Here is a 25,526-nt window from a genome sequence, read left to right as displayed (position 1 = left end):
CTAACAGCTCATAAAAAAGCCTAGGGCATCCCCTGTCACAGGTTATTCGCGTCTCTGTCCTTTTGCCTGAGAGTTTAAGCAGATGATATCTGCGGTGCACCTTCGGCGCCCAATTAAGGGTCTCTCCAGAGTTCTGTCCGTTTACGGTCCCACTTGTTGCTGTAATCAGCCAAGCACCTGAGAGTTTTGCCCCTTCGGTCGGAACTTACGTTCCATCTCCCGCAAACATCAACCAGACATATGAAATTGTTTTTTATTATACAAAAAAATTTCAGCTTTTTACAAGTGAAAAATTTGTGAAGTCGTTTCGTTTTTTTTTGAAAAGCACGTAAAAGAAGGCGATATGGTTAAGCAAGGGCAACTGTTGCTGGAATTTGATATCGAGCAAATTAAAGCCGCAGGCTTTACAACGGCTACGCCGAAAGCTTTCCAGATGGAGAGCTTCTTTTTCGTACATAGTGAGACAAGTATTACAGCGAAAAATGGAAATATCATTTATGATATGTATAGGGTTGTTAAATAAAGGGGGATTTCCGTGAAAAAAGGATATATCATCGGTTTAAGTGTGATTGCGCTGCTCGTCATTGCTATCGCTATTTCGGCTGTGTTCAAGTTTCAGGATCTGGAGCAGGTTGTTCAGCAGAAAGACAAAGAGATTCAAGCGAGCAAAAGCAATTATCCCGAAATATATGACCACTTGAATGCAGTTACGTTTGATGGTTTTAAGAATTTAATTCAGCAGGATCAAAGTGTGTTTGTCTATGTCGGCAGACCCAGCTGTGGTGACTGCAACCGTTTTGAGCCTAACTTTAACAAGATGATTGAACAGTATCATCTGGACTCCAAAATTACTTTTTTCAACGTACATAAAATTCATGAGGACAAGCCCCAATGGAATCAATTCAAAGCGGATTACAACGTTAAATACACCCCCACTATTGCAGAATTCAGACAGGGCAAGCTAGTTGATAAAATAGAATGGACGCCTGAAAGAGACCTCAGTACGGATGTCGTAAAAGAGTGGCTGATTTCCAAGAAGCTTATTCTATAAGCCTCTTGCTACGCTATGCATTACGGTACACGTACAAGCTGTTTATGCGGAAAAAAGGTATTCACGCGTTCAACGCATGAATACCTTTGTTAAGTAAATAAATATAAATTATCCACTATTAAAAAATAGTTCCTACTCCTTCATCACTACCTTCTGATAGCCTCGTTCATCTACATCCGAGCCCTATACTGTAGGTACTTCATAGGGTATGAGTGTCAAGCGGATCGGGAAATTCATATCGGCTAATATCCGTTTCCGATACGATATGTCCGATTTGTGACTCGATGAATTCCAAATCCCCCTCTACTGCTCCTATAAAATGCTTTGCACCGGGTTCTACGACGATGACCTCACCGGGGCTGACCGTCTGTGTTACGCCATTGATACAGACGCTTCCGATTCCTGAGACAATGGTCCAAACTTCTTTACGGAACTGATGCTCATGATAGCTGATAAATCTTCCAGCCGAAATGACAACACGTTTGGTAACTGTCTGTAATCCACTTGCCGCTTGTTGATGGGATAATACAGTTTGTTTCCCCCAGAAGCGCTCTTCAAAACGCGGGCCGATTTCAATTTCCGCCACCATATCCTTAATGCCTGTAGAAGATTGTCGATCCGTGACCAGCACGCCATCAGGCCCAGCAACGACAATAATACCTGGAACATTCCAGATGCTAACCGGAATTTCCAGTTCATTGATAATATGCGAATCATGTGAAGCTTCTGAAATATAGCCAGGACCGCTCAGCTTCGAACTCATTTCCCGTACCAACGAATCCCAGGTCCCCAAATCCCTCCACTCTCCATGGTATGGAAGCACGGAGAGCTTACGTGTCTGCTCTACTACCGCAATATCGAAGCTAGTTTTGGGTAAGTCTGCATAATTTATCGAAAGAGATTCATAGTCTGCTGGTAAACCCTTTTGCTCCAGTATGTCCAACAAAAAACCAAGTCTGAAAGCAAACACTCCGCAATTCCATAAGGCTCCTTCACGGATCAACGCTTTCGAACGGACGAGATCCGGCTTTTCTACAAATGAGCTAACTCTATAAAATGGCTGGTCAAGCGAAGGAGATGACGAAGGCACAATGTACCCGTACTTATCTGAGGGCTCGGTCGGAGCCGCTCCCATCAGTGCGATATCACTCCCCGACTGCTCTAATATAGAAGGAAGTCTGCGCAGATGCTCAAAAAATTCATCTCCCGCATATCCATCCACCGGCATGACGCCTACGATTTCATCGCGTGAGGCACCTGCAACATCATGCAAGTAGGCTGTAGCCAGTGAAATGGCTGGAAAGGTATCCCGCTGAGTCGGTTCCTCTATGACCACAGCATCTTCGCCAATTTGCCCCCGAATCAGCTCGGCCTGAGCCCCACTTGTTGAAAAATAGGCCTCATCCGTCAAATTCGCTTCATCTATTTGTCGCCATATCCGTTGCAGCATACTTTCGGGCCGTTCATCATGACGCAGAATTGAAAGAAACTGCTTGGGACGGTTCACATTGGATAAGGGCCAAAGACGTTTACCCGATCCTCCGGATAATAAAATCATTCGCAAAGAAGCAACCTTCTTCCTCTAAATTAATATTTTTTATATATAGGACTATTTGTTTTTCGTATTTTTGCCGAATACATAAGTATGTATTATCACGACAAATACATGATTATGCAATGTTTATTGTATCTTTGTCCATACAGGAGATGTCAGTTATGCCTATAAAAATACTCATCATTGAAGAACAAAGAAGTTTGGCTGATATGATTGCTCTTCATCTTCAGGAGGAAGGTTATCATACCGAACTTATCTATGATTGTAAACTTGCAATTCCTACACTTATGCGTTTTAAGCCGGATATTATAGTGACCGATTTGATGTTTTTCGGTAGAGCCGAATGTGCACTAATCGGCCAAATCCGTCAATTTACAACGATTCCTATGCTGGTGATCTCCAACAATACCCTTTTGAATATAAGAGTTAAAGCACTGGATGACGGGGCGGATGATTTTTTATGCAAGCCATTCAGCCTGAGAGAGCTAAACGCCCGTATTAAAGCCTTACTGCGCCGCTGTGGCCGCAACATCCCTGTCGAGTCCCAAGCCATAACCAAGAAGCTCAAAAAAGTGCGGGTCTGGGTGAATGATTATCGTCACAGCCTGTTGGTCGATGACCGGGAGGTTGAAGTGACTCAAATCGAATTTTCCATTATAAAAGAACTATCCTGCTATCCGGGGAAAGTCTTTACCCGCAGCGAGCTAATGGACAGGATTAAAGGCGGAGACGGTGCCTATCTTGATCGCACGATTGACGTACATATCTCCAGTCTCCGCAAAAAAATCGAACGTGACCCCAAAAATCCTCAGCACATCCGTACAGTTTGGGGCCGGGGGTACAAATACGAGATGTAACCGTGTCGTCTAATGGGTTGCATCTGGTAACTTTCTTTTATGGATTCTTTCGTTTTTTCCATCGTTGATAGGGAAGAAAACAAGCCGCTCCACCAAGGTTCCCAATTATGAACAGTATCCAGCCAAAGCGGTAGGCGGAAGCCAGAATAATGACGACCTTGCCGTTTCCGCTGCCACTGGTTATAAATCCAGTAGTCACTCCGTTCACTGACAGGCGGGCACGCTGGGTTTCACTTCCCAGTCTGAATTCCCACAGTGGATTGGGCGACTCGGTTTCCCGAATCAGTACCTGCTGATGCGTCGGATTATACAGCGTAAAGCTGCGTTCCATGGAATTTTCACGAGTATCCTGAATACGTTCTGAAGCATAGGGAGCTATAAAAAAGGTTTCCATATCGGTTCCCTCAAACAACGTAAATTGATCCACTGTAATCATCGCTTGATAAGGAATGATGGAGTAATTCTTCATTTGAAATAAGCCGGACTGCTTCTTATGCGCATGTGCCAAAATCTGAAACTGCATAAAGGCGGCCCCTGCCGGAGCCTTCACAATCTGATCATAATGATTCCATTGCTCCTTATCCCTCTCCTCCACCTCGTCAATATAAGAGGTTTGGAGAATTTGGGAGGCTTTATTCAAAAAAGCGATCTTCATATGCCGGCTTCCAATTTGCTCTGACTGCGCATCCAGTTGTACGGAATACTCTTGCAGCGGCTCAGCCTTCATCTTCTTCGACGCATATATATTCCAATCACATGAATAGCTCGGCGCGTAACGGATGGACAATCCCTCGTCGCCTGATGACATACTCGTCTTGCCAGGCTGAATATCCGCCACGCAGCCTACATCATTGCTTAAAGATTCATTCGTGTTGTTCTCTGGCATAACCGTCACTTCCTGCGCAGCCATCCGATGAATATCTCCATACCCGCTCATGGACGGCACCTGACTGTCCAACAACAGCGTTAAGTGATACTTCCCTTTGGTCAAAAACAGATTCTTAAACTCTACACGTCCATAATCGTTCAGCAGACTGGGAATTTGAATGATTTGTTTGGCAAAGCTATCCTGATTCGGCACCGTTTCAATGACCCGTTTTTCGGATGAAGAGGTGGTGGGCAAGCGCTTATACAACTCACCAGTATGAATCGTTCTTGCCAGCACCTCTCCTGTCTCTTGATTCGTCCACTTCATCGTTAGTGACCCCGGATACCCAGAGGGTAAATCAGCCAGAATAGCTGTGGAGTAAGTGCCTGTTTTGACGACTTCCACATCCCTGCTTAATGAACCTTTCTGATAGCTGATTCCCCGTCCCATACTAAGTCGTGGTAGAGCACGTTCCGTCTGTACATTTCCTTGAGCGTTAAAATCGTTCTCTGCCTCCAAGGTGAAAAAAAGCTTGCCCCGCTTCAACGCCTGCTCTACCGGAAAAGATAACTCGTCCATCTGGTCTGTAGGTACAATTGCAAATTGATTGACCGCATTAAAGCCTTTCAGGTTATTAACCGTGATCGGGGTATCTCCTTTGGGGAAGGCATGCTCTCCCAGATCGACCCATTGGAATTGGTTTAAGCCCTCATTATGGGTCTTGATGTTAACCACTCCGTCCGGCAGTGTGACTTGCAATTTCCCGCCTGCCCTATTCATAAACACTCTGGCATACACATGCGAGGTTTGCGGTTGATCCAGCTTTTTATGCATTGTAAATAAGTTGGGTTTGCTGTATTTCCCCAAATCACGTAGCTGGATATCATGAATCCACCAGTAGTTTTTTTGCTGTGGACGCTGCAGGGTTAACAAATCCATTCGCATCCAATAGCTGCCGGGCGGCGACACATATTCCCCGTAAAATTTTACACTGTCAAAATTATACCCCTCCGAAGGCGCTACGACATAGCTAACCCCCAGCTCACGCATTTGCTTATCATAAAACCTCATTTTTACATGCATTTTATTCGTCCCACGACCGGAAACGGTGATTTGGAACTGATACGGATTATTTTCCTTGGCTTCCAGCAAACCGGATCTGGCAACCTGCCATATATTGCTAGGGTCTCCCTTCATTATCTCGCCGTGCAGGGTCGGCACTTCATTCGAATCCTCACGCGGATTGGCCTGCACACTGAACAACTGCGGATTATCTGGCTTGAAAAAGGTTTCATTCCGTAGCATGGAGTCAAAATCCACGACCGTTTTCCCTTCGATGCTGCTGATCTGATAAGGAGCCACATCCAGTTTCTTACTGGCAAAGGTGACCGCAATCCCTGCATCCATTTCCATATCGAACGGAAAGTTCCGTATATTTTGGGAGGATAAATACCACAGCCAATCGTTGTTCGAGGCAAAGGTTTTGGACCATTTCAAAAAAGCATTGCCATCCTCAATCGCATCAAAAGGCCGCAGGTAATCCTCTGCCGGAAGCTGTGACAATAGTAAATCGTTAAAGGAGGCCGCTTCCACATAATCCTCCTTGTTGACCGTCTGAATGGTTTTTAGCTCAGGCTTTAACGCACTGAATATTACCCCGAAGCGACTAAAATCAAATCCAGGCAGATGACTGTAACTCTCCAGTCGGCTAAAGCCGTAAGGTGTCACAATTTTACTCGCAAGGATGTTCATATAGGGCGGTGCCTGATTCAGATTAAATATGGAAAATAGCCCGTTTTTGTAGATACGTTTCAGTCCAGTCTGACCTTCTAGCTGAGACAGGTGGAAATCCTGCCGCTTCTCCTGTCCCTCATATTCGTCATGGTAGACCAGTTGATTGACCCCAAAAGTGGAAAATAGCCAGCCTAACCGGGAGCTCAACCCATTGTCCATGACATACTCCAGAAAGTTTATATAGTATGCAATCCCGGGGTCATTGCCTTCATGGTGGAAGATCGTATTTTTAGGAGAAGAGTATACCTGAAAATCTCCGGTTGCCTTCTCGTTTGCGGTCTTCCCTTTATTCCATTTGGGCGTGGCTACGCCGTTAAAGCTCTGAATCATATTATCGGCAATCGGAAAATACAAGGCTTTGCTGTCGAAGCGATCCGGGTCTGTCAGCTTTTCAGCCATTTGGCTGTAAGCCTCCGGCACTTGAACCGGCTTGTAATATCCCTCAATGAATTGGGTACGTAAGGGTGCAAAATACAATCCAAGGCACAGAACGACAATGACAAGCGCCAACCTTTTATACATTCGATGCAGCAGCGATGATCCAAACCATTCCATAAACTGAATCACGCCGAAGGTCAGCAGTACCCCGAAATTAAGGGCAATCAGCCCGATAAACTTGTTGGGATCACGGAAAACCGAGCCAATGACAGGGGTCTTCGTCACCAGAATGACAAACCACTTGGCAATGGACGGGAAGGTTGTCCCGGTGGCGGTAACTAGAAACATGAGCGTAAGCAACGAAAAGATCAGAATGATCGGATTTTTGTGTGAGCGTGTCACCATCGCATACCCGATCAATAGCAGCAAAAATCCCCCTCCTGCATAAAACGTGGCAGGCAGTGAGGAAAAGGGGAACATAGGCCACCAATAGCTCAGCAAATAGCCCACATTATATAAGTTGCTGTTACGACTGAACAGGGACAAAGTATCGACGACGTTGATATTATGCTGCGATGCCTGAGCGTCCATCACCATACTGCCGAGATACAGGGACAACCAATAAAAACTGAGCAGGCCGAAGAATACGCCAAAAATGATCCCTTTACGCAAAAAATTGCCGTATAACGGCTGTAAATAGGTGCGACCGGCCTTGCGGTGCGTCCAGGTCAGTTTGATCAGTAGGAGCATGGTGAACAAGCCCAAATAAATCAGGCCGAAGAAAAAATAATGAATCGCAGCGGCGCTGACGGTAAATACCGCAGCCAACAGGAACAAGTCTATCCAGTTCCGCTGGTACAGCTTGTGTGGATTATAGTTTTTAATTTGCTGAATTTGGAATTTGGGATCAACCGCGCTGAAAAAGAAGCGCAGAAATAACGGAAACAAGCTATATCCACAGAGCAAATAAATATGCTGAATGCGGAAAATAACCCACGGATTCAGTGCATAAAACAGTGCGCCGATCATGATGGCAAAAATGCGGGTTTTTGTAAAGCTCGGTGAATAATATACACTGACCAGCCGCTTGGCAAAGGCATACATCGAAAATGCCGAAACAAACAGCAGACCCGTGATAAACGACTTGAGCAAGACCGGGCCGCTTTCTCCGAATAGCAACGAAAGTCCGTAGAAGGGCAAGATATATAGGATACGGGGAGCATTGAACATGGTAGAGGTAGACCACCGTTCGTTCCATACCCCTATAATTTCCTCCAGATACCGATGAGAGGTAGCTCCAAAGGCAATGTCGCTAAACACAATTTGCCCTGGCCCATAGATGGGTGCAAGATATGCAACAATCGCAATCAGCATCAACATCATGGCCACCATATCATAGCGATAGCGAAATATCCATTTTTTCATGCTCGGCCCCCTCTCTTGAACTTATCGGTTTATCTGTCGTTCTCTTTGGACTATCTTCTCAAGCGAACAATCGCCTGCAAGCCTTGATCCATATTACGCAGCTTTAAACGACCGCCTATCGTCTTCAGGTATGCATCCATATGATACAGGCTGAACGTATGCTCCTGCGAGTTTTGGGAATGGTCCGGCTGGAAATAACTCCAGCGCATCTTGTCATCAATACCGCCGCCCGTATCCTCAATGGTAATAACGATTTCTTCTTCTTCCAGCCGCGAACTGACTTTAAGCACGTGAGTCCGTCGCTTGAAGCGCAGACCCGTTCGGCTTTGATCCTGATTCTCTGGTAGCTCATCCGCTTGGGCCATCGCCTGCACCGCATTTTCCAGCAGTCCCTGAATCGTCTTGTACAGCATCGGAGCTTGTGCTGCAATCGATGGAACAGGCTCTTGCCGCAAGATTACCTGAATATCCTTCATGTTCAACGAACGGTTCGCCCATTTCAGCGACTCGGACAATACTTCATTCATATCTGTGAAGCTAATTCCACTATTATCATGCATCTTATCTTCCAGTTCATCGCGCAAGGTACGTACTCCAGCCAGCAACTCTCCCAGTGAGGATTCCTGTCTGAGACGACCCTGGATGAAATTCTCATTCAACTCTCGGAAATACTCCAGCTCCTCATGAGATGCTCCTTTTCCCTGGCTGGAAACCGCTTCAAAGCGGTTTGCCAAATCATGATAGAAGCCCAGCAGCTTCAAATCATCACCGCCCGTCAGACGGGCAGTCTGTTCTTGCAGTTCCTGTAGCCGTTGCTCAATCGTCTGCATTAACGGTAAATAATACGTGTCCTGCTGCTGTCGTATATCCTCATCCCGCCGTTGGTCACGCACCTGATTATTTACGATGGCATCCTTCTCAATCCGTTTGTGCAACTGTAAGAGCATTGCCCATAGAATGAGTAGTATCAGAGCCATAACCATCCACAACTGTTTGCGAAAAGAGTTGATCCGCTGGGCAATGTCCTGACTGACATCTTCAACCGATATGTAAAGTGCCTCTTCCCCAACGCGGCTGAACCCTATTCCATGCTTCTCTCCGCTATCTTCAATAACGCCCGTATTACCCTCCAGTAGCCTGCGGGTTACGAACGTAATATCCGTTCGATTGATATCCGGTGGATTGCGGGAAGCTACGACCTTAAATTTATCATTATAAAATAAAACCTCGTGCTGATTGATCGGTTTACTTTTAATGATTCCGCTAAGCATACCAGCGTCAACCGTACGCACCATAAAGCCGCCTATCTGCGCCCCTTGAATCCTGCACACCATGTACTGGACAGGCTGATGATCCTCTGTCACAAAGGGGCTTACTGCACAGCCGTTTTGCAGCCATTTAATCTGCTGCACCACGCTTTTCATCTCACGATCTTCTCGTCCGACAATCACATGATACTGTTCATCCAGCACATAAAAGGACCCGGTTTCACGCTTAAATTCATCGGGGTACTGGCGTTTCCTCTGATTCAGCATATCTCTGCCCAGACTGGACGACAGCTCCTTCAGTTCAGCCTGCCATACGGCATAGCGCTCGGTTATGCTGCCGGACAGTTCCTGCACCTCATGCTGGAGCTGCTCGTTCTGAATTTCCGCCAAGTGACTGCTGAATTGCCGTACGACAAACCATTGAAGCACAGCAGCCAAGAACATAGTCGCGCACAGAACGATCAGGTACAGGATCAGCTTTTGCCAACCCGGTTTCAACAAAGCCCATTGCTTCATGCTCCCCTGTCCCCTCCATTTTGTTCAAGACGGCCCAAAATAGCCTGCAGCAGGCATTCCAGCTCGTAACTGATCAGCGGTAGCCGTGCACACAGTAACCGGGGAGTCCGGCGCTGGAGTGCGGCAAACCTTGCAGCGGTTTCCGTTGCCCCGTCCGTCAGTAAAATTAGTTCGCATGTTTTTGCGATATATAAGCGATCCAGTTCTTCTTCGCTGCATTCACGTAGGTCAATAATGTAAATATCATGACGATCATCCATATGCTGAAGTTCGCTGGAGATGGTCAGGGTCACACTCGTATGCCGAGCAGCATGATACTGGTGAAGCAAACGCATGCCTTTTTCCCAGAGCGCATGCTCAACCGAATCGAATCGTTCACAAAAAAGACGCAGCGCCCGTTCTGTATTGACATCTTTCAAAAATGCCAAAACGCTGATATTATACATGTAGTTCCTCATTTCTTACTTCCTGATTGGAGTTGCGCAGTTCTTATGACACCCCAAACCATTCTATTTGTTGACGACAGCCCTATGGTTTTGTCCCTGCTTGAACGTACATTGTCGGAAGAAAGGTTCACCTTACATACCGCTCATACCCCTAAAGAAGCATTGCAGGTGCTGGAGCAGCAACCGATTGATGTCGTGGTTTCCGATCTGCTTATGCCTGGTCTGGACGGTATTACCCTCCTTCGTATGATCAAGGAGGATTATCCTCATATCGTACGGATCATTTTGTCAGGACACCTGCATACGCAGACCATTTTATCCGCGATTAATCAAGTGGGCGTATTCCGCTTTTTGACGAAACCACTGGAGCTGGATGATGACACGCTGAAAAGGATACTGTACGAGGCGCTTGATGAGGCCAAGCTGAATCGAAGCCGCCTGCATACAGATCAGAGCGTCGCTTCCGCCCTGTCGGTATTTGTAGACAGCATTCTGAATGCTCCGTATCGCCCTTATGTACTGCTCAATGAGCAGCATATCGTAACTGCTGTACATGCTGCGCTCGCTGAGCTGTATCCTGTGGGCAGCTCACTTCGTCATCCTGACCGGCAGGGTATTCAGTTAACCGAGCATTCACTTTATATACCGTATGAGGAGTCGGAATCTTCCGATCCCGACCTGTATACGCTGGATACGCTGACTGTGGGACATGTATCCTTACGTCTTATCCGCCTTAGCGAGATCGCCTGAGTGACGGTTGCCGCCCTTTAACACGGCGGCAACCCCAATCACAGTCAGGCATGTATACATCCACAACATGCCTACCGTCAACAACGGGTGACGAATATAGCTTTTCAAATTCCCCCATGTATACAGCACCGGACGGAAGAAGTACCAGCGTTCGAGCGCCTTTCGCAAGCCACCCTCCTCGGATGACATCGTACGATCCATTACTGAAAAATAGTAGGCTTTTTTACGTAATACATCTTGCAGGTATACCTGTTTTTCATCATGATATACCCGTGTAAATACCGCCCGGCGAATGACTCCACCAGATTCTACATAGCGCAGGGTCGGCTGTATTTCTTCGAAAGCAATCTGCTCCGCATTAAAGCCACCTGTCGATTCGTAAGCGCTCATTCGCCAGAAGCGTGCCGCTTCAATGGAGCGTTTTCCCAAGGTTTCACCCGCGTTGTTAATTACATTTCGCTCGAAGACTTTCACTTTGGAAAAAAAATTGTCCGCTTCCGAGTACGCCTCTTCAGGAACGACCAAGGCGCCGATATCCTGATGATCATCAAAAAAGTCGATGCTCTGCTGAATCAAATGCTCTGCTAAAATCATATCGGAATCCAATACAAGTATGTATTCCGCACCCAAGCGTTCCGCTTCCTCAACCGCCCTGACTCTTGCGATTCCCCGCTCCCCATGGGGAAGCTCCAATACCGTAACGGGTACTGAACTCCCTGCCGATAGCGTACGAATCACCTCCACAGTCCGGTCATCCGAGCCATCATCGGCAATCACGATGTGCAAATCCTTGTAATTTTGTCCCATACAGCTTCGCAAGCACGGCTCTATTGTCCGTTCATTGTTGTACGTGGAGAATAGAATGACCACTTTGTCCACTCTGTTCCGCCTCCTTTACCCAATCTCCCATTAACTGCTCAAATGCAGTCGCCGTATGATTAAAATGAAATCCCAGCGCATACTGATACGCCCGCTCTCGCATGGCCATATAGTCTTCGTCGCCGCTTGCTGCTCTCTCCATTTGTTCAGATAATCCCCGGACGTCGCCGTGAAAGCAGAGGTATCCGCTTTTCCCAAAATCCGTCGCATCCACCAGTCCGGGTGAATTACTGACGATGCTGGGAGTCCCCACAGCCGCTGCTTCAGTAATCGTCAAGCCCCAGCCTTCACGCAGGGAAGGGAAGACGAGCGCGTGGGCACGACTCATTAGCTCCAGTTTATGCTCTGCTGAAACGAATCCATAAAATGTAATATCCGCTTGTGATTGTCCCTGTTCATCCGGTTCTCCGTAGGTCAAACCATACCGTTTCATAATCGGCAATAATTGTTCTGCTACATAGGTTTTATCGGTTTTTCCAGCGATCCATAACATAGCCTGGGGAAATTTTTTCTTGAGCCTTCCAAAAGCTTCAACCACCAGATCAATGCCTTTATATTTCACAAAGCGCCCGGCGTACATAAAGGTCGGATTGGACTCCTTGGCTAAAAATCGTTCCCGAGGCCAGTGTTCAAACTCAATGCCTTCAGGTAACAGATGAACACGGTCCGGGTGAAAGCCCAGCTTGAGCAGATCATAACGGGTAGATGGGGATACGGTAATTGTCCGATCCTTACGAGCAAGCTTGAGCATCAAGGGCTCCAAGCGATATCCGATATGATTAAGCGGAAATCCGGCATTTTCAAACCATATTTCCCTTGTTAGCTGATGTATAAAGAAAATACGCTTGGGCGCCTCCACCCAAAAACGAGTGAAAAACTGATGCGTGTTCGCCTGATTAATCACATAATTAATATGCTCGCGATGATGGCGATAATAGCGCATGGCATAATAAATGACGCTGTAAATGTTGCCTTTCCGGATATACGTAATTCCGTCTATGATTTCTTCTTCAGGCATTCCCTCGAACCTGGGTGAAAAATGAATAAACTGAAAACGATCTTGCTGCGAGCGTTTGAGCATTTCGTGGGTGAAAATTTCAGCTCCCCCGCTTTTAGGTGAACGAATATCACGCCAGGAGAGCAAAAGAATTACGGTTTTACCAGTCTGTTCAGGTATTGTATTCACGGGGTGAATCCCCCCTTTATTTTTATTTTGAACAAATATACATAGGCATCTACCACAAAGTAGAGAGACATGGCGCCGTAAACAATCAACTCGGATAGCAGAAAATCAGACGGGTTTTGATGCGCCACATGAAAGGCTGCCAATAAAGTCGCAGATCCGGCCAGCAGCCCGAACATAAATTTGCGTCTGCCCACCAACACATGCACATGAACAAAGAACAGCACGATGGAAAACAGCCAGTACACCCATCCTCCCAACGGAATATAGGCTTCTGCCGACTGGTATGAAGCCCCGAATAGTACGGGAATAGAAGGCGGGAACACAAAGGTGGTACCCACATATACACAGATCGCTGCAACAGCCATTAATCCGGCATAGACGGCAACCAGCTTGCGTAAGGCTTGGCGGTCATGACCCTGCGCACCGAGCTTTGGAATAAAGGCGGCAATCAGGCTGTACGACACGTAATAGACCAACTGGCTGTATTTCAGCGCAATCGCATAGCCACTGGCCTGTTCGGGAAAGTAATGCTGCACATACAACATGTCAATGGAGATGCAGAACAAAATAAATAAATTCGTAATAAGACTATCCGTAAAATCCTGACCTAGTGATTTCCATAGCCCGGAAGATATACGTTCTCCAGTCTGACCGAGGATGGATAAGCCCCGAACCGAAACAGCCCAACCGTGAAGCAGCGACAGCAGCATCCCCCCACAGCTTGCCAGCAGCAAAGCCTCCAGCCTAAGCCCTGATGCAGTCAGCATAAAAAACAGGCTCAGCTTTCCTACAACCTCAATGTAATAGTTGATATTGAGCGCCAGCATGCGTTCTCTGCCCTGTAAATCTCCACGGCACGAGCTGACGAGAATATGCAGCCCTACCAAGCCGTACAGCATGAACAGCGGGCTAGATTCCACGCCTAATAACGAACGCAGCAGCGGATGAAGCGCCAGCAATATCGCCATGGCAAGCACGGTCAGCAACAGAGGCGCTTTTAGCAATAGGGAACCGAGTGGCAGGCTACGCAGCGGAAGTTTCTTGTCTCCCTTGGAGACCAGCTTGGCTGTTAATAGCTGAATGGACAGGCCCAAAACGGACAAAAGTGCAAAAAGGGCCAACAGCGCATTCGCCTGACCATAAGCTTGTCCGGGAAGATACCAGCTCGCTGCAATATGGAAGAAAAAATTAAATCCGTTCAGCAGCACATTAAATAGAGGAAACATCAACGTTCGCAAGCGGTTTGTCACGTTCTTATCTCACCCGCCGATCCAGCCGCCAAATATCAATGATGGAGCGCAAAAAACGAATGGAATCCTTCCAGACATGGATATGCGATCCGTCCCGGTCAATACATTTGACGGGTAATTGCAGTACCCGAAGCTGGAGCCGCTTGGCGATAAACATCATTTCCAGATCCAACGCTAGTCCAAGCTGTTCCTTTAAATGCGGGAACATCCGCTTCACAGCAACCGAACTCATTACTTTAAGCCCTGTCTGGGAATCCACCACACCTGTCGGTAAAAAAGGCCGGGAAATGACACGTTTGCCAAAGCTGACTACAGATCGTAATAAGGAACGGCTTTCAGCCGTCTTATCCTTGGTACCAATTACCACATCATAGTAGCCCTGCCGAACGACATTAATCATTCTGGCAATATCCTCAATAAAAAAGGAGTCATCCGCGTCCACAAAAACGTAGTAATCCGCGCCGATAGTACGCATCCCTTCCAGATACGTTCCTGCCTTGCGGGTATTGCGTCCCAGTTCCCTGGTTTGAAGCAGCGGACTCAGATTCTGATTAATCCGGTTCACGGACAGGTCTGTCGCCGCCTCCAGCGCTTTGATCAAGGCATTCGTACCATCATGACTGCCGTCATCAATGAGATAAATGGAGCCCTCCACAATATGGCTGCGGATAAAAGCTTGCAGCCGTTCAGCAAACTTCTTGACATGAACAAAACGCTGTTCTTCGTTATATACAGATAAGATGAAAGCAATATGTCGGCTTTTGGCCGAATACTCGGGATAGAGCAAGCTTTGAATTTCGGAAAGCATCTCTTCGTTGTCATTGGCTTGCCAAAACAGCAGGCGCAAACGGCCTATTCCGGTAATCTGCACCATATGCTGATCACTGAACGGATGCGATACATCCGTCACCAGTAACAACGGCATCTGCGGAAAGCGACTGCGGATCTGATTCGCTACCCGCACGGCCTCCTCCGGCTCCCTATAATCGATCAGGCAACAGCATGCGTCCTCATAGACTGAGGCTGCCTCCGGGTTCCTGCAATGTTTATATTCGTAAAAATAAATCACGTTGGGATATTCAATAGCCCTGTCATTATCGCTAAAAATGGCTATAGGTCCCTGCACATAAACCTCTCCTTTTCCTTCGGATAGTTCTATTTTGTTGAAAAAAAATTAAAAATGTTAGCTTTAAGCGATTAAACACGGATGCGAATCCTTCATATTTTTTTAATAAAATAACTCGCACACCTTGATATATATGGATAATGTCGAAACGAGATTGATATTTCACATTTACCAGAAAACAAGCATTTAGACCTACTACATCCTGTAAAAATAAGAGTCAAAAGACCTTCATTTCCATTTTCTATATGTAGTTCTTTTTGATCAAAAGTAGAATGCATTATGGTTATTTTGTCATAGAAAAATAGGCGAATAAAACAGATTCACACGTCCATACTATGGACAACATGTCATCTTTCGACACGAATGGTCATCAATATGAATAGAAAGAAGGTTATTTCAATGGATGCATTTTATGTGAATAAGGACGGATCATTATCCACCCCATTACGGGGCAAGGATGTGTTAGCGAACCCCCTTTTGAATAAAGGTGTCGCTTTTACAGAAGAAGAACGCAAAGAACTAGGTTTGGAAGGAATCCTTCCTCCCACTGTCCTTTCACTGGAAAAACAGAGTGTACGGGCGTATCAGCAATTTCTGGCACAACCCACCATGCTGCGTAAAAATGCTTCTCTCAACGACCTTCACAATCGAAATGTCGTACTCTACTATCGCCTGCTTACCGACCATTTGAGTGAAATGCTGCCTGTGGTCTACACACCTACGGTAGGAACCGCGATTCAAGAATATAGTCACGAGTATAACCGCCCTGGGGGCGTATATTTGTCGATAGATAACCCGAACGGCATTGGACAAGCATTCTATAATTCCGGTTTGAGCGGTGAGGATGTGGATCTGATCGTTGTGACGGATTCGGAAAGTATTTTGGGTATCGGTGACTGGGGTGTCGGGGGGATTAACATTGCTATTGGCAAGCTTGCTGTGTATACAGCTGCGGCAGGCATTCATCCTGGGCGGGTACTGCCGATTGTACTGGATGTAGGCACAAATAATGAAAAGCTGCTGAATGATCCGCTGTACATCGGAAACCGCCATAAGCGGGTTCGTGGAGAAGCCTATAACCAGTTTATTGATACTTTCATCAGCAAAACGCTGGCGCAATTCCCGAAGGCGCTTTTGCATTGGGAAGATGTGGGCAGCGTGAACGCACGCCATATTTTAGGGAAATACGGTCAAAGCATGCTCACCTTTAACGATGACATTCAAGGCACAGGAGCGGTAACCCTGGCTTCGATTCTTTCGGCGATAGGTGTCACCAAGATTCCACTGCATGAGCAAAAAATACTTGTCTTCGGCCCAGGAGCGGCAGGGATTGGTAACGCTGACCAAATTCGGGGTGCGATGATCGGGGACGGCCTTTCGGCGGAGGATTCATTCAAGCCATTTTGGGCCTTTGATTATCGCGGGTTGTTAACAGACGATATGGAGGATGTACTGGATTATCAGAAGCCGTATGTACGCAAAAAAGAGGAAGTCAGCTCATGGACCCGTTCTGATGACGGAAAAATACCGCTGCTTGAGGTCATCCGTCAGGTGAAGCCTACTATATTGATCGGAACTTCCGGTGTAGCGGATGCCTTTTCTGAAGAAATTATCAAGGAAATGGCGAAGCATGTAGAACGCCCGATCATTATGCCCATGTCCAATCCTACAAATCTTGCAGAAGCGGTACCCGAGAATTTGATACGGTGGACCGATGGCAAAGCATTGATCGCTACGGGAAGTCCCTTTGAGCCTGTCAACTATAACGGTACGAAATTTGAGATTGGACAGGCGAATAATGCCTTTGTTTTTCCGGGACTTGGTCTGGGCGCGATTGTGGTCAAAGCCAAAAGGATCACCCCTGCCATGTTTACAGCCGCAGCAGATGCCGTGGCCAATGGTGTAGATTCGAATGAGCCTGGCAGTGCGCTGCTCCCCCATATCCGAAAATTACGTGATGTCTCATACGCGGTTGCGGTTGCAGTTGCGAAGGCCGCGATTCAGGATCAGGTAGCCCAGGCACATATTTCAGATGTTGAGCAAGCCATTCGGGATGCAATGTGGAAACCGGAATATGTGAAGGTCAAAGCAGTGGAAAGCGTAATACAACACCCTCATTAATGGGGCTTTCAGGAGGGTCAATCCATGAGTGTCGGACATATTTTTTACATTTTGGTGCCTATTTTCTTCGTTATTATTTTAGGGTGGTTCGCAGGCCATTACAAAAGCTTCGATGCCTCTTCCTCGAAAGCCCTAAATTCACTGGTTACCAAATTTGCGCTGCCCGCGCATTTATTTATCGGCATTACGACCACCAGCAGGAAATCCCTTATCGAGCAATGGCCTTTCTTGCTGGCTCTATTCATTGGTGTTGTGGGCTTTTATGCCGTCCTCCTGCTGGTGGGTCGGTTTGCGGTGAAGCAGTCGGTAAAGGATGCATCCATGTTTGCTTTGAACTCGGCACAGCCGACATTTGCCTTTATGGGCATTCCGGTGCTGGGTGCCATCTACGGTTCCTCTGCTGTCGCCATTCCGATTGCGCTTACCGGGATCGTAGTCAATGCCATTCTTGATCCGGCGGCTACGATTATAGCTACCGTCGCCGGCCGGAACTCAGGCAAAGAACGGAATGGGCACCTCGGGAAGCTCATTTGGGACTCCATTCTCGACGGCTTAAGAGAACCGCTGGCGCTAGTGCCGCTTATTGGTGTTATTTTGACCTTGTTTGGCTTCCACTCACCGGATTTGTTGAACAAATCGTTCAATCAAATCGGGGATATTACATCCGGGGCTGCTTTATTCGCGGTCGGTGTGACCATCGGCGTGCGCAATATCAGTTTCAGCATAACTGCCATTGCCATCGCGCTGTTAAAAACGATTGTACAGCCTCTATTGATGCTGCTGATTGCCTACCTATGCGGCCTTTCGTCTACCGATACTGTGAAGGCGATATTGCTCGTTTCCTTTCCAGGTTCAGCAGTCGCTGCTATGATCGCTACGCGTTTTGAAAGTCTGGAATCCGAAACAGCCTCCTCCTTTGTCATCAGTGCTGTCATCTCTCTCGTTACACTCCCTGTGCTGATTTCGCTATTGGTGTAAATTGTTTCACCTTAAACGCACTGGTCGAAGTGTTGACAACGGTTATTAACGTTCCCTGGAAAAGGTCAGCTCAGGAATAGTTGGAGTTGACTCCTGTTCAAGCACAAACAGCCGCAGAGCTAATGGATGACGGTTTGACATAGCGATTGAACGAATATACAGTAGTAATCAAAAGAATAGGAAGTCCACTAGGGGAGCCCATTATGGCTGAGACAAGACCGTATCTTGGATCCTTTGAACCTGATCTAGTTCGTACTAGCGTAGGAAAGTGGAGCCTTCGAATATAAGGTCCCTGGTGTTTTTTTGCGCATTGGACCTATGATAAAGCCGCTCCAGTTTTCGGGGCGGCTTTTTATCGTTGTTCCGGAACTGTATTCTTCGGGACTTCCTGCTCTTCATTTTGTTGGAGGTGGGAAAAATGAGCTTTACACAAGAGCTCCGTCGGCAGGCGAATGACATTTTCCAAGCAATTTCTGAGCATAGCGGATATGGCCAAAATAGCGGGTGCTGTACGAGCTCGCCAAACTGCATGCGGGCTCGCTGGAGGGGCATGTATCTATTCGTGAAGCAGTCTTCCTGAACAGATAGGCTGCTTCTGTTTATAGAGCATATATCACTTATCCATGACTTGGGTGCAGACAAAAATTTTTTTCTTTGAGGTAGTATACATTCCCTCGCCTCAAATCCAAATTAATTCATACTTAACCAATTCACTCCTTTTTATTCACAAAAAAATGGACTAGTAGTATAATATTTTACAGGTATCAAGGTGAATTCTGAAGAAAGGGAGTTTATTTAATCATGAAGAAAAAAATTATAGGCCTTGCATTGAGTTCGTGTCTTTTATTGGGGAGTATTCCCGCGTATGCTGCTGACAGTACGGTAGAACCTAACCAAGCAGTTGATCCAAACTTGGTAATTTAAACCAATGGAGAATTGACTATCCCTAATAATGTAACTCTTTATTCAGCTACTGCGTTAAACAATGCTTCTATAATATACGATCACAATTCGAGAATTGATTGGGATAAAGGAAACAGACAGGTTTGGGGCAACACTCAGGCCCAGCAAGGGAATGTAAAGCTAGACAGTTATACGAGAGCACGTTTTGAACATACATGGATTCAGGGTGGATCAACTTATGGAGATTCTGGACGGGTATGGAGCACCAAACAAGGAAGATCCTATGCTCGTTCTAGTTGGGAAAACTATAACTCATTAAATTCCGGTGTAGCCAAAACATACTACGGTATCTAACTTTTTAACGAATTATTTGCGATATGAATTTCTGTTTTTAGTAATTTCATTAATAAACAATTCCACTAAACAATTCACCTTGTTACCTGCCTTGGAGGATACATGATGAACAATATTCGTATAACTCGTGTCAAAGTTTTAGATGTGTTTTTATTTGTCGCTATTACCCTGTTCTGTTTCGCTTGCTTATTTACATTGTTTTATAATGAAAATGTAAATCTCGTAAAAAAACTAAGCAATAACTTTTATGATGATAATGCCTTGTTTTTCAAAACATCGAAAACTGAACTTGACTTCCCTTCTTTATATGAGGCACTACCAAATGATACTGTATTATTCGGAAGGTTTTTTGGGCAAGGAGAAGATATTCGGGGTGTTATATATAAGGGGGACTATGTTCCACCTAACTTAACAAGTGGAAGGTTTTTTTCTGAATCTGATTTCATATCTAATTCGCATGTTGCAGTTATTGGTAATGATGTTCCTGTAAACAAAACCATAAATGGAAAAAAATATGTCGAATATAATCATATGGATTACGAGGTCATAGGGATTATTGGTTACAATATACCTACTAGAATAGATCGGACAATTTTACTGAACTTGAATGCTGATAATATCACTTCCAGTGTTGAATATATGGTTAGCAGTTCAACCATATAAAATGGTTTGAATTTTATTGGCAACGAAAAAATATTCGGGCAAGTTTCTGTATACGATAAGGAAAGTGTTAATATTTTGCATTTAGTTGATAGAGGTAATAATCAAGTAATTACATCCATCATTTTTATTATCGTACTCTTTGTAAATAGCTTATCCGTAATGATCTTTTGGAGCGAAAAAAAGAATACTGAAATGAAGATCAAATGGAGCAACGGGTACACTAAAAAGAAAATATTAATAGATGTGTGGAAAGATTTTTTCCCCATACTATTGTTGAGCTTAATATCGGCTCTTGGTTCTTCTTGGCTTTTCGGAAAATATATGCAGAATGTCGATCTAAGCCTTCAACCAGCTCTGTTAGGGGCGACGATCTTGCTTTTATTGTTTTCATTTTTAGTGGTCGGTATCTCCTATATAAAGATGACACAAAGGTGATCTGTGATGCTCAATTTGTTTATTGATTCATTAAAACAACATAAACGAAAAACCATACTTGCTGTCTTACAATGTACTGCTTCGTACATTTTGGTTATTTTGACATTGAGCCTAGCTACAAATACACATGAGCTTGCATCAAATGTTCAAAATGCTGCATCCTCTTTATACAAGGTCAATGACAATTTTTTCAATGATGAGGAAAAGAACTTTCTTGCTCAATCGGATAACCTCAAGGTCTTAAATGAGCTGTACGAGTGGGAAAAAACGAATCCAAGTTTTAAGTATATTATTGCAAGCAGACAGAATCTTTTTCTAGATGTGCAAGGCTTACCTGCAAAGTTTCAATATGGATATGAAGCTGGGCACGAAACTCCAGACGCATATGAAAGTATTCAAGTGAATCAACCGTTTATTGACCACTTTGCTATCCACGCTTCTGAAGGTAGAGTATTTCAAGCTGGAGATTATAACGCGGAAAATGACGTTATTCCTATAATTTTGGGTTATGAATATAAGGATTATTTTAACTTGGAACAAATCATAAACGTGGGATATATGGGAGTAAATTTAAAGTGTAAAGTAATTGGTTTTTTGGAGCAGCATAGCTTTTATAATAACGGATACGCTTTGAAATACTTGGATCGACTTATTGTATTCCCATCTTTGGAAGTGGACAATATCTATGCGCAAGATAGAAGTTTTATGTTAAAACTATTTTGGGATAAAACAAGTGGCTACATCCAATCTTCTCTTTCGGCACAGAAAATCCAAGAGCTGTTCACGCAAAAAAGTTTGCAACTTGATATCGAGCCATATGTTGTGGAAGGAGTCTCAAATTTTTATCTTACGATGTGGGGGCTAGAAGGAGAGCAATTACAAAAAGTGCTTTTTATATTTTCTCTTGTCATTGCCTTTGCTGCGCTATTCAGCCTTTCAACAAATCTCATAGCTAAAATCACTCTTCGTAAATACACATATGGAATCATGATTGCAAACGGAACAAGAAGAGCAGTAATAAATCTTTCAATTCTTTTTGAGATATTTTTTATCAATTGGGCATCACTATGTATTGCCGCTTTGTTTTCATTTGTGATTTCTAAAAATATAAATATTCCTATTCTACTTATTTTCAGTTTCACACTTTCACTACTATCTTTTATTCCTCCATGGATTTCTGTGAATAGATTAAAATTGTCGAAAACAATACGAGGTGGGAACTAATGAGTGTAATTGCATTAAAAAATATAAATAAATCATACGGTTCAAGAACGATACTTTCCGACGCCTCTTTCAATGTAGATCATGGAGATTTAGTTGGAATCATAGGCAGAAGTGGGTCTGGAAAAACTACCCTGTTAAATATTTTAGGGTTTATAGATATTGCAGATAGTGGGGAGTATTTCTTTGATCGTCAACTAATTAAGCCCAAAGATGAGAAACGAATGACTGTGTTAAGAAGAGATGAAATCGGATTTATTGTACAAGATTATGGCTTAATTAAAGAAAGAAGTGTTTTTTATAATATTGCCTTACCTTTATTGAGTCAGAACACACCTAAAAAGGAAATTAAGCACCGTGTTGATTCTATCGCGGAGCAACTTAAAATTTCTGACTTAATTAATGAATATCCTTATGAAATTTCTGGAGGCGAAGCTCAAAGAGTCGCAATAAGAAGAGCGCTTATCAGAAAACCGAAAATAATATTGGCAGATGAGCCAACAGGTGCTTTAGACGAATCAGCAGAATCAGACATACTGGAAATACTTCATGCTCTTAATAAGTCAGGTGTCGCAGTTGTACTGGTAACTCACAATCAGGTTGTTGCAAATATATGCAAGAAGTTATATGCAATAGTAGATGGGAAAATCCTTCCTGTGTAACAAATATACTACAAAATGCTTTAGTGCAAAGGTACAACCTAATAGAATGTCACATCCCTGTTACTTGGATGTGGCATTCTTATGCCAATTTGCTGCCGATTCCTATATTTTTATCATACCTCGTAAAAACAGCTATTGGATTGTTTCGTCACATACATATAAAAATTCAAACTCAGCGGATTTGCAATTTTCTACTTTCAGGATTATACCATCTGGCTCGCAGATATTGTAGTTCTGTTGTATCTCCCACAGTTAGCCAGAGTAACGGAATGGATTATGGACTTTCTTCTGTGGAGAAGCCATCCCCCAAATGTCATAGTTATACATGTTGAGAACATTTCCTTTTGAATCACGTAGTTCCACGATGTGGATCGATTACATTAAAATGAGCGCTTGTAGAATAAACCTATCATACTAAGGAGCGGATCTCTACAATGCCAAAACAACGTCGTACGTTTACAGCAGAATTTAAAAAGCAAATGGTTCAGCTTTTATAACAACAGGAAATCCAGAGTAGCCATCGTGAAGGAATATGGCCTCACAGCTTCAGCTTTAGACCGTTGGATCAAGCAATCACAGACAACAGGTTCCTTTCCGAGAAAGACAATCGCTCTTCCGAAGAAAACGAACTGATCGCTTCGCGAAAGGAAAACGAGCGTCTGAGGATGGAGAATGATATTTTAAAGCAAGCCGCGCTGATCATGGGACGAAAGTGGCTATCATCCAGAATAATCGTGATAAATACTCGGTATCAGCAATGTGTGACGTCCTGCAAATCGCAAGAAGTACCTTCTATTACGAAGCCAAAGAACAGACTACAAAAGAAAACGATGTAACAGCAGCCATTCGTGACATTTTCCACAAGAATCGAAAAGCCTATGGCACACGAAAAATTGAAAGTCAAGCTCCATGAATGCGGATTCATCGTGTCCAGACGCCGAATTGAGCGGATCATGAAAGAGCAAGGGCTGGTTTCTACGTACACGGTGGCACAATATAAGTCTCACAAAACGGCTTGTAATGAAGAAACTACAGCGAATACATTGAATCGTGAGTTTGCTCAAACGGTGGTCAAACGCTTCGTGGTCAGTGGCTTAACCTATGTGAAAGCCCAGAACCGATGGCACTTCATCTGCGTGCTGGTCCTCATAAGAATGCAACATTGATTTCCCGCGCTTTTGCGACGGGGAAAGGCGATCTGCGTCAGATTCAGTGGTTTCATACAGACCGTGGCAGCGAGTTTAAAAATCAGAAGATAGTGAGCTTCTGAGCACGTTTGAAATCGGACGATCACTTAGTATGAAAGGTTGTCCGTATGACAACGCCGTGGCAGAAGCTACTTTTAAGGTGATGAAAAGGTTGTACCTTTGCCGTTTCAAAAATAGATAAAATACGTTATTCTTCAATTCCAAGCAATTCGGATACTTGTTTTCTATATCTTGTAGCCTTGCGTGTCCCGTGAATAAGATTAGACAATCTGGAAGCCGGAATATGATATGTAGTACAAAACGTTTTTTGATCCATTCTTTTCTCGACCAGTTTTTGTTTGATCTCCCATCCAAAAGGGGTTACAGCATTTCGTCGATTCAACCTCATGACCTCCAAGCCTGATTTTTATAATCACAGTATGATGCAACACATAATACACCCATGAGCTTAATGTATACGTTTGGTAATGATTCAACAGATCATCCAATTTCTTAGATTGTTCAATCACTTTGGGATGTGTTAAAAATCCATACTTTTTCTGGACTTGGTACAGTTTCCTCCTAGCTCTCTCGACACGAAGTAAAGTCACACCTTGATTCATCAGCATGATCCCCTCCTATATGTAATATTTTAGAATAAGAGGTCGTTTTTTGGATTCAGAGATGATGCTCCTAGCAAAAAAGGAGCTGTTCTAAAGGTTCGCATAAACTGGAAACCCGCAAGTTTTCGCAAAAGAACCTCCGTTTCCACTAATAAAGTGAGGACAGAGGTTCCTTTGGTTTGTTGATTTTTTTTATTCCCGTGTTGGTTGGCCTACATAGATCATCCTGCTAATAAAATGACTATTGTTATTGCTGCAAAAATTTCCCTCTCATCGTTCTTCCCCCTAAACGTAAAAAACACCCCACTGGCTTTAGCCAACAAGGTGCTACCGATGCTTTTGGATTTATATAGTAAGTATGATCGTTTTGGGTGATTCTGTAAATACTTATATGTATGCTTCATACTGATCACCTCTATGTTAAAAACGACCTGAATAGCTCATCGCATTTCGTGATCTCAACTTGAGTGATCTCATATTCCGCAATTTGATTCATGTAAAATGGATCTTCATTCAAAATATTCTCTAATACATCTTTACTTTGGACATTGACCAAAATCACTCCTCCAGTCCTCGGAACCTTCCTTCCCGAAAAAACAAAGTTTTTAGCCTGATAATGTTTATCGAGAAATTTCACATGCTCTTCGAGATAACGCTCTACTTCGTTAAGAGGTTTTACATATTTTAGACTGACAATATACACTTTAGACACTTCCTTCATTTAAAATTAAAAGACCTTAGGTTAAACCATAAGGTCTTTCTATCGGTTCTTTTGAAATGTACAGCGGTGCTTCCGTATGTGTTACAGCTATTATAGTTGGTTTGGGTGATTCTGTAAATAATTTATATGTATGATTCATGCTAATCACCTCAGTAATTCATTCGGTGATCGGTGTGGTAATTCCTTCAATAAAACAATCCCCGCCGACCAGTTATGAACTGACCCCAAAAAGTTAGACACAGACTGACTTAGGCTGCTACATAGGACTGGATGCGGTATTCTACCGGCGACAGTCCTCTGAGCTTTTGT

19 protein-coding genes, 3 pseudogenes and 3 riboswitches are annotated in these 25,526 nt (G+C 44.4%); of the genes and pseudogenes, 11 read left to right on the top strand and 11 right to left on the bottom strand.

Annotated elements, in window-relative coordinates:
• Positions 1 to 44 precede the first annotated feature (44 nt).
• Positions 45 to 139: riboswitch (glycine riboswitch) on the bottom strand.
• 17 nt (positions 140 to 156) lie between these two features.
• A riboswitch (glycine riboswitch) is annotated at positions 157 to 232 on the bottom strand.
• 81 nt (positions 233 to 313) lie between these two features.
• A pseudogene (locus tag ACWGOO_RS18925) lies at positions 314 to 421 on the top strand (PTS glucose transporter subunit IIA); the annotation flags it as partial.
• 114 nt (positions 422 to 535) lie between these two features.
• Positions 536 to 1,051: a thioredoxin family protein gene (locus ACWGOO_RS18920; RefSeq protein ID WP_452485937.1), complete on the top strand. Its 516-nt coding sequence runs from the start codon at positions 536 to 538 to the stop codon at positions 1,049 to 1,051.
• Between the two features lie 199 nt (positions 1,052 to 1,250).
• On the opposite strand, the gene ACWGOO_RS18915 is transcribed toward ACWGOO_RS18920, so the two are convergent.
• Positions 1,251 to 2,609 (bottom strand): sugar phosphate nucleotidyltransferase, encoded by a 1,359-nt coding sequence (locus ACWGOO_RS18915; protein WP_452485935.1) that lies wholly within the window; start codon positions 2,607 to 2,609, stop codon positions 1,251 to 1,253.
• A gap of 158 nt (positions 2,610 to 2,767) precedes the next feature.
• Here ACWGOO_RS18915 and ACWGOO_RS18910 point away from each other — a divergent pair, with 158 nt between their 5' ends.
• Entirely contained in the window at positions 2,768 to 3,463 is a 696-nt protein-coding gene (locus tag ACWGOO_RS18910; RefSeq protein ID WP_452485933.1) for a response regulator transcription factor, read from the top strand.
• 37 nt (positions 3,464 to 3,500) lie between these two features.
• Here ACWGOO_RS18910 and ACWGOO_RS18905 read toward each other — a convergent pair whose 3' ends face one another.
• Genes ACWGOO_RS18905 through ACWGOO_RS18895 form a run of 3 tightly spaced genes read right to left on the bottom strand, consistent with a single transcriptional unit; the run spans position 3,501 to position 10,158 of the window.
• Positions 3,501 to 7,928 carry a hypothetical protein gene (locus ACWGOO_RS18905; protein ID WP_452485931.1) on the bottom strand — a complete coding sequence of 1,476 codons (4,428 nt, stop codon included), beginning with the start codon at positions 7,926 to 7,928 and terminating at the stop codon, positions 3,501 to 3,503.
• Positions 7,929 to 7,978: 50 nt separating this feature from the next.
• A complete protein-coding gene (locus tag ACWGOO_RS18900; protein ID WP_452485930.1) occupies positions 7,979 to 9,712 on the bottom strand; it encodes an ATP-binding protein in 1,734 nt (577 codons plus the stop codon).
• The gene (locus ACWGOO_RS18895; protein ID WP_452485928.1) at positions 9,709 to 10,158 is read right to left on the bottom strand and encodes a hypothetical protein; all 450 of its coding nucleotides are present in this window, start codon (positions 10,156 to 10,158) and stop codon (positions 9,709 to 9,711) included. The genes ACWGOO_RS18900 and ACWGOO_RS18895 overlap by 4 nt, the downstream gene beginning before the upstream one ends.
• A 45-nt stretch (positions 10,159 to 10,203) precedes the next feature.
• Between ACWGOO_RS18895 and ACWGOO_RS18890 the strand changes: the two genes are divergently transcribed.
• Entirely contained in the window at positions 10,204 to 10,908 is a 705-nt protein-coding gene (locus ACWGOO_RS18890) for a response regulator (RefSeq protein WP_452485926.1), read from the top strand.
• Here ACWGOO_RS18890 and ACWGOO_RS18885 read toward each other — a convergent pair.
• From ACWGOO_RS18885 to ACWGOO_RS18870, 4 genes are read right to left on the bottom strand one after another with little or no spacing between them, the layout of a single operon-like run.
• Positions 10,876 to 11,787 carry a glycosyltransferase family A protein gene (locus tag ACWGOO_RS18885; RefSeq protein WP_452485924.1) on the bottom strand — a complete coding sequence of 304 codons (912 nt, stop codon included), beginning with the start codon at positions 11,785 to 11,787 and terminating at the stop codon, positions 10,876 to 10,878. The genes ACWGOO_RS18890 and ACWGOO_RS18885 overlap by 33 nt on opposite strands.
• The gene (locus tag ACWGOO_RS18880) at positions 11,747 to 12,973 is read right to left on the bottom strand and encodes a glycosyltransferase family 4 protein (RefSeq protein ID WP_452485922.1); all 1,227 of its coding nucleotides are present in this window, start codon (positions 12,971 to 12,973) and stop codon (positions 11,747 to 11,749) included. Before ACWGOO_RS18880 ends, ACWGOO_RS18885 begins: the two co-directional genes overlap by 41 nt.
• A complete protein-coding gene (locus ACWGOO_RS18875) occupies positions 12,970 to 14,223 on the bottom strand; it encodes a transporter (RefSeq protein ID WP_452485920.1) in 1,254 nt (417 codons plus the stop codon). The genes ACWGOO_RS18880 and ACWGOO_RS18875 overlap by 4 nt, the downstream gene beginning before the upstream one ends.
• A 4-nt stretch (positions 14,224 to 14,227) precedes the next feature.
• On the bottom strand, positions 14,228 to 15,349 hold the full coding sequence (locus ACWGOO_RS18870; RefSeq protein WP_452485918.1) for a glycosyltransferase family 2 protein: 1,122 nt from the start codon (positions 15,347 to 15,349) through the stop codon (positions 14,228 to 14,230).
• A 399-nt stretch (positions 15,350 to 15,748) separates the two neighbouring features.
• Between ACWGOO_RS18870 and ACWGOO_RS18865 the strand changes: the two genes are divergently transcribed.
• From ACWGOO_RS18865 to ACWGOO_RS18835, 7 genes and pseudogenes are all read left to right on the top strand, one after another.
• On the top strand, positions 15,749 to 17,470 hold the full coding sequence (locus ACWGOO_RS18865; RefSeq protein ID WP_452485916.1) for an NAD-dependent malic enzyme: 1,722 nt from the start codon (positions 15,749 to 15,751) through the stop codon (positions 17,468 to 17,470).
• A 24-nt stretch (positions 17,471 to 17,494) separates the two neighbouring features.
• Positions 17,495 to 18,448, top strand: coding sequence for an AEC family transporter (locus ACWGOO_RS18860; protein WP_452485914.1), 954 nt, complete (start codon positions 17,495 to 17,497; stop codon positions 18,446 to 18,448).
• A 180-nt stretch (positions 18,449 to 18,628) separates the two neighbouring features.
• Positions 18,629 to 18,732, top strand: a riboswitch (TPP riboswitch).
• Positions 18,733 to 19,810: 1,078 nt separating this feature from the next.
• Positions 19,811 to 20,368: an ABC transporter permease gene (locus ACWGOO_RS18855; protein ID WP_452485912.1), complete on the top strand. Its 558-nt coding sequence runs from the start codon at positions 19,811 to 19,813 to the stop codon at positions 20,366 to 20,368.
• A gap of 6 nt (positions 20,369 to 20,374) precedes the next feature.
• On the top strand, positions 20,375 to 20,803 hold the full coding sequence (locus ACWGOO_RS18850; RefSeq protein WP_452485910.1) for an FtsX-like permease family protein: 429 nt from the start codon (positions 20,375 to 20,377) through the stop codon (positions 20,801 to 20,803).
• A 15-nt stretch (positions 20,804 to 20,818) separates the two neighbouring features.
• Positions 20,819 to 22,027 carry a hypothetical protein gene (locus ACWGOO_RS18845; protein ID WP_452485908.1) on the top strand — a complete coding sequence of 403 codons (1,209 nt, stop codon included), beginning with the start codon at positions 20,819 to 20,821 and terminating at the stop codon, positions 22,025 to 22,027.
• The gene (locus ACWGOO_RS18840; RefSeq protein WP_452485906.1) at positions 22,027 to 22,686 is read left to right on the top strand and encodes an ABC transporter ATP-binding protein; all 660 of its coding nucleotides are present in this window, start codon (positions 22,027 to 22,029) and stop codon (positions 22,684 to 22,686) included. Before ACWGOO_RS18845 ends, ACWGOO_RS18840 begins: the two co-directional genes overlap by 1 nt.
• A gap of 434 nt (positions 22,687 to 23,120) precedes the next feature.
• Positions 23,121 to 24,042, top strand: a pseudogene (locus tag ACWGOO_RS18835) (IS3 family transposase); the annotation flags it as partial.
• A gap of 39 nt (positions 24,043 to 24,081) precedes the next feature.
• On the opposite strand, the gene ACWGOO_RS18830 reads toward ACWGOO_RS18835, so the two are convergent.
• The 3 genes and pseudogenes from ACWGOO_RS18830 to ACWGOO_RS18820 all read right to left on the bottom strand — a co-directional run bounded on the left by ACWGOO_RS18830 (position 24,082) and on the right by ACWGOO_RS18820 (position 25,199).
• Entirely contained in the window at positions 24,082 to 24,276 is a 195-nt protein-coding gene (locus ACWGOO_RS18830) for an XRE family transcriptional regulator (protein WP_452485904.1), read from the bottom strand.
• Positions 24,277 to 24,337: 61 nt separating this feature from the next.
• Positions 24,338 to 24,502: pseudogene (locus ACWGOO_RS18825) on the bottom strand (Spo0E family sporulation regulatory protein-aspartic acid phosphatase); the annotation flags it as partial.
• 409 nt (positions 24,503 to 24,911) lie between these two features.
• The gene (locus tag ACWGOO_RS18820; RefSeq protein WP_452485902.1) at positions 24,912 to 25,199 is read right to left on the bottom strand and encodes a YciI family protein; all 288 of its coding nucleotides are present in this window, start codon (positions 25,197 to 25,199) and stop codon (positions 24,912 to 24,914) included.
• Positions 25,200 to 25,526 lie beyond the last annotated feature (327 nt).

It is taken from the genome of Paenibacillus sp. NPDC055715 (assembly GCF_053617595.1).
Note: the sequence above shows the minus strand (reverse complement) of the source record. Positions and strands in the feature narration are given on the sequence as shown.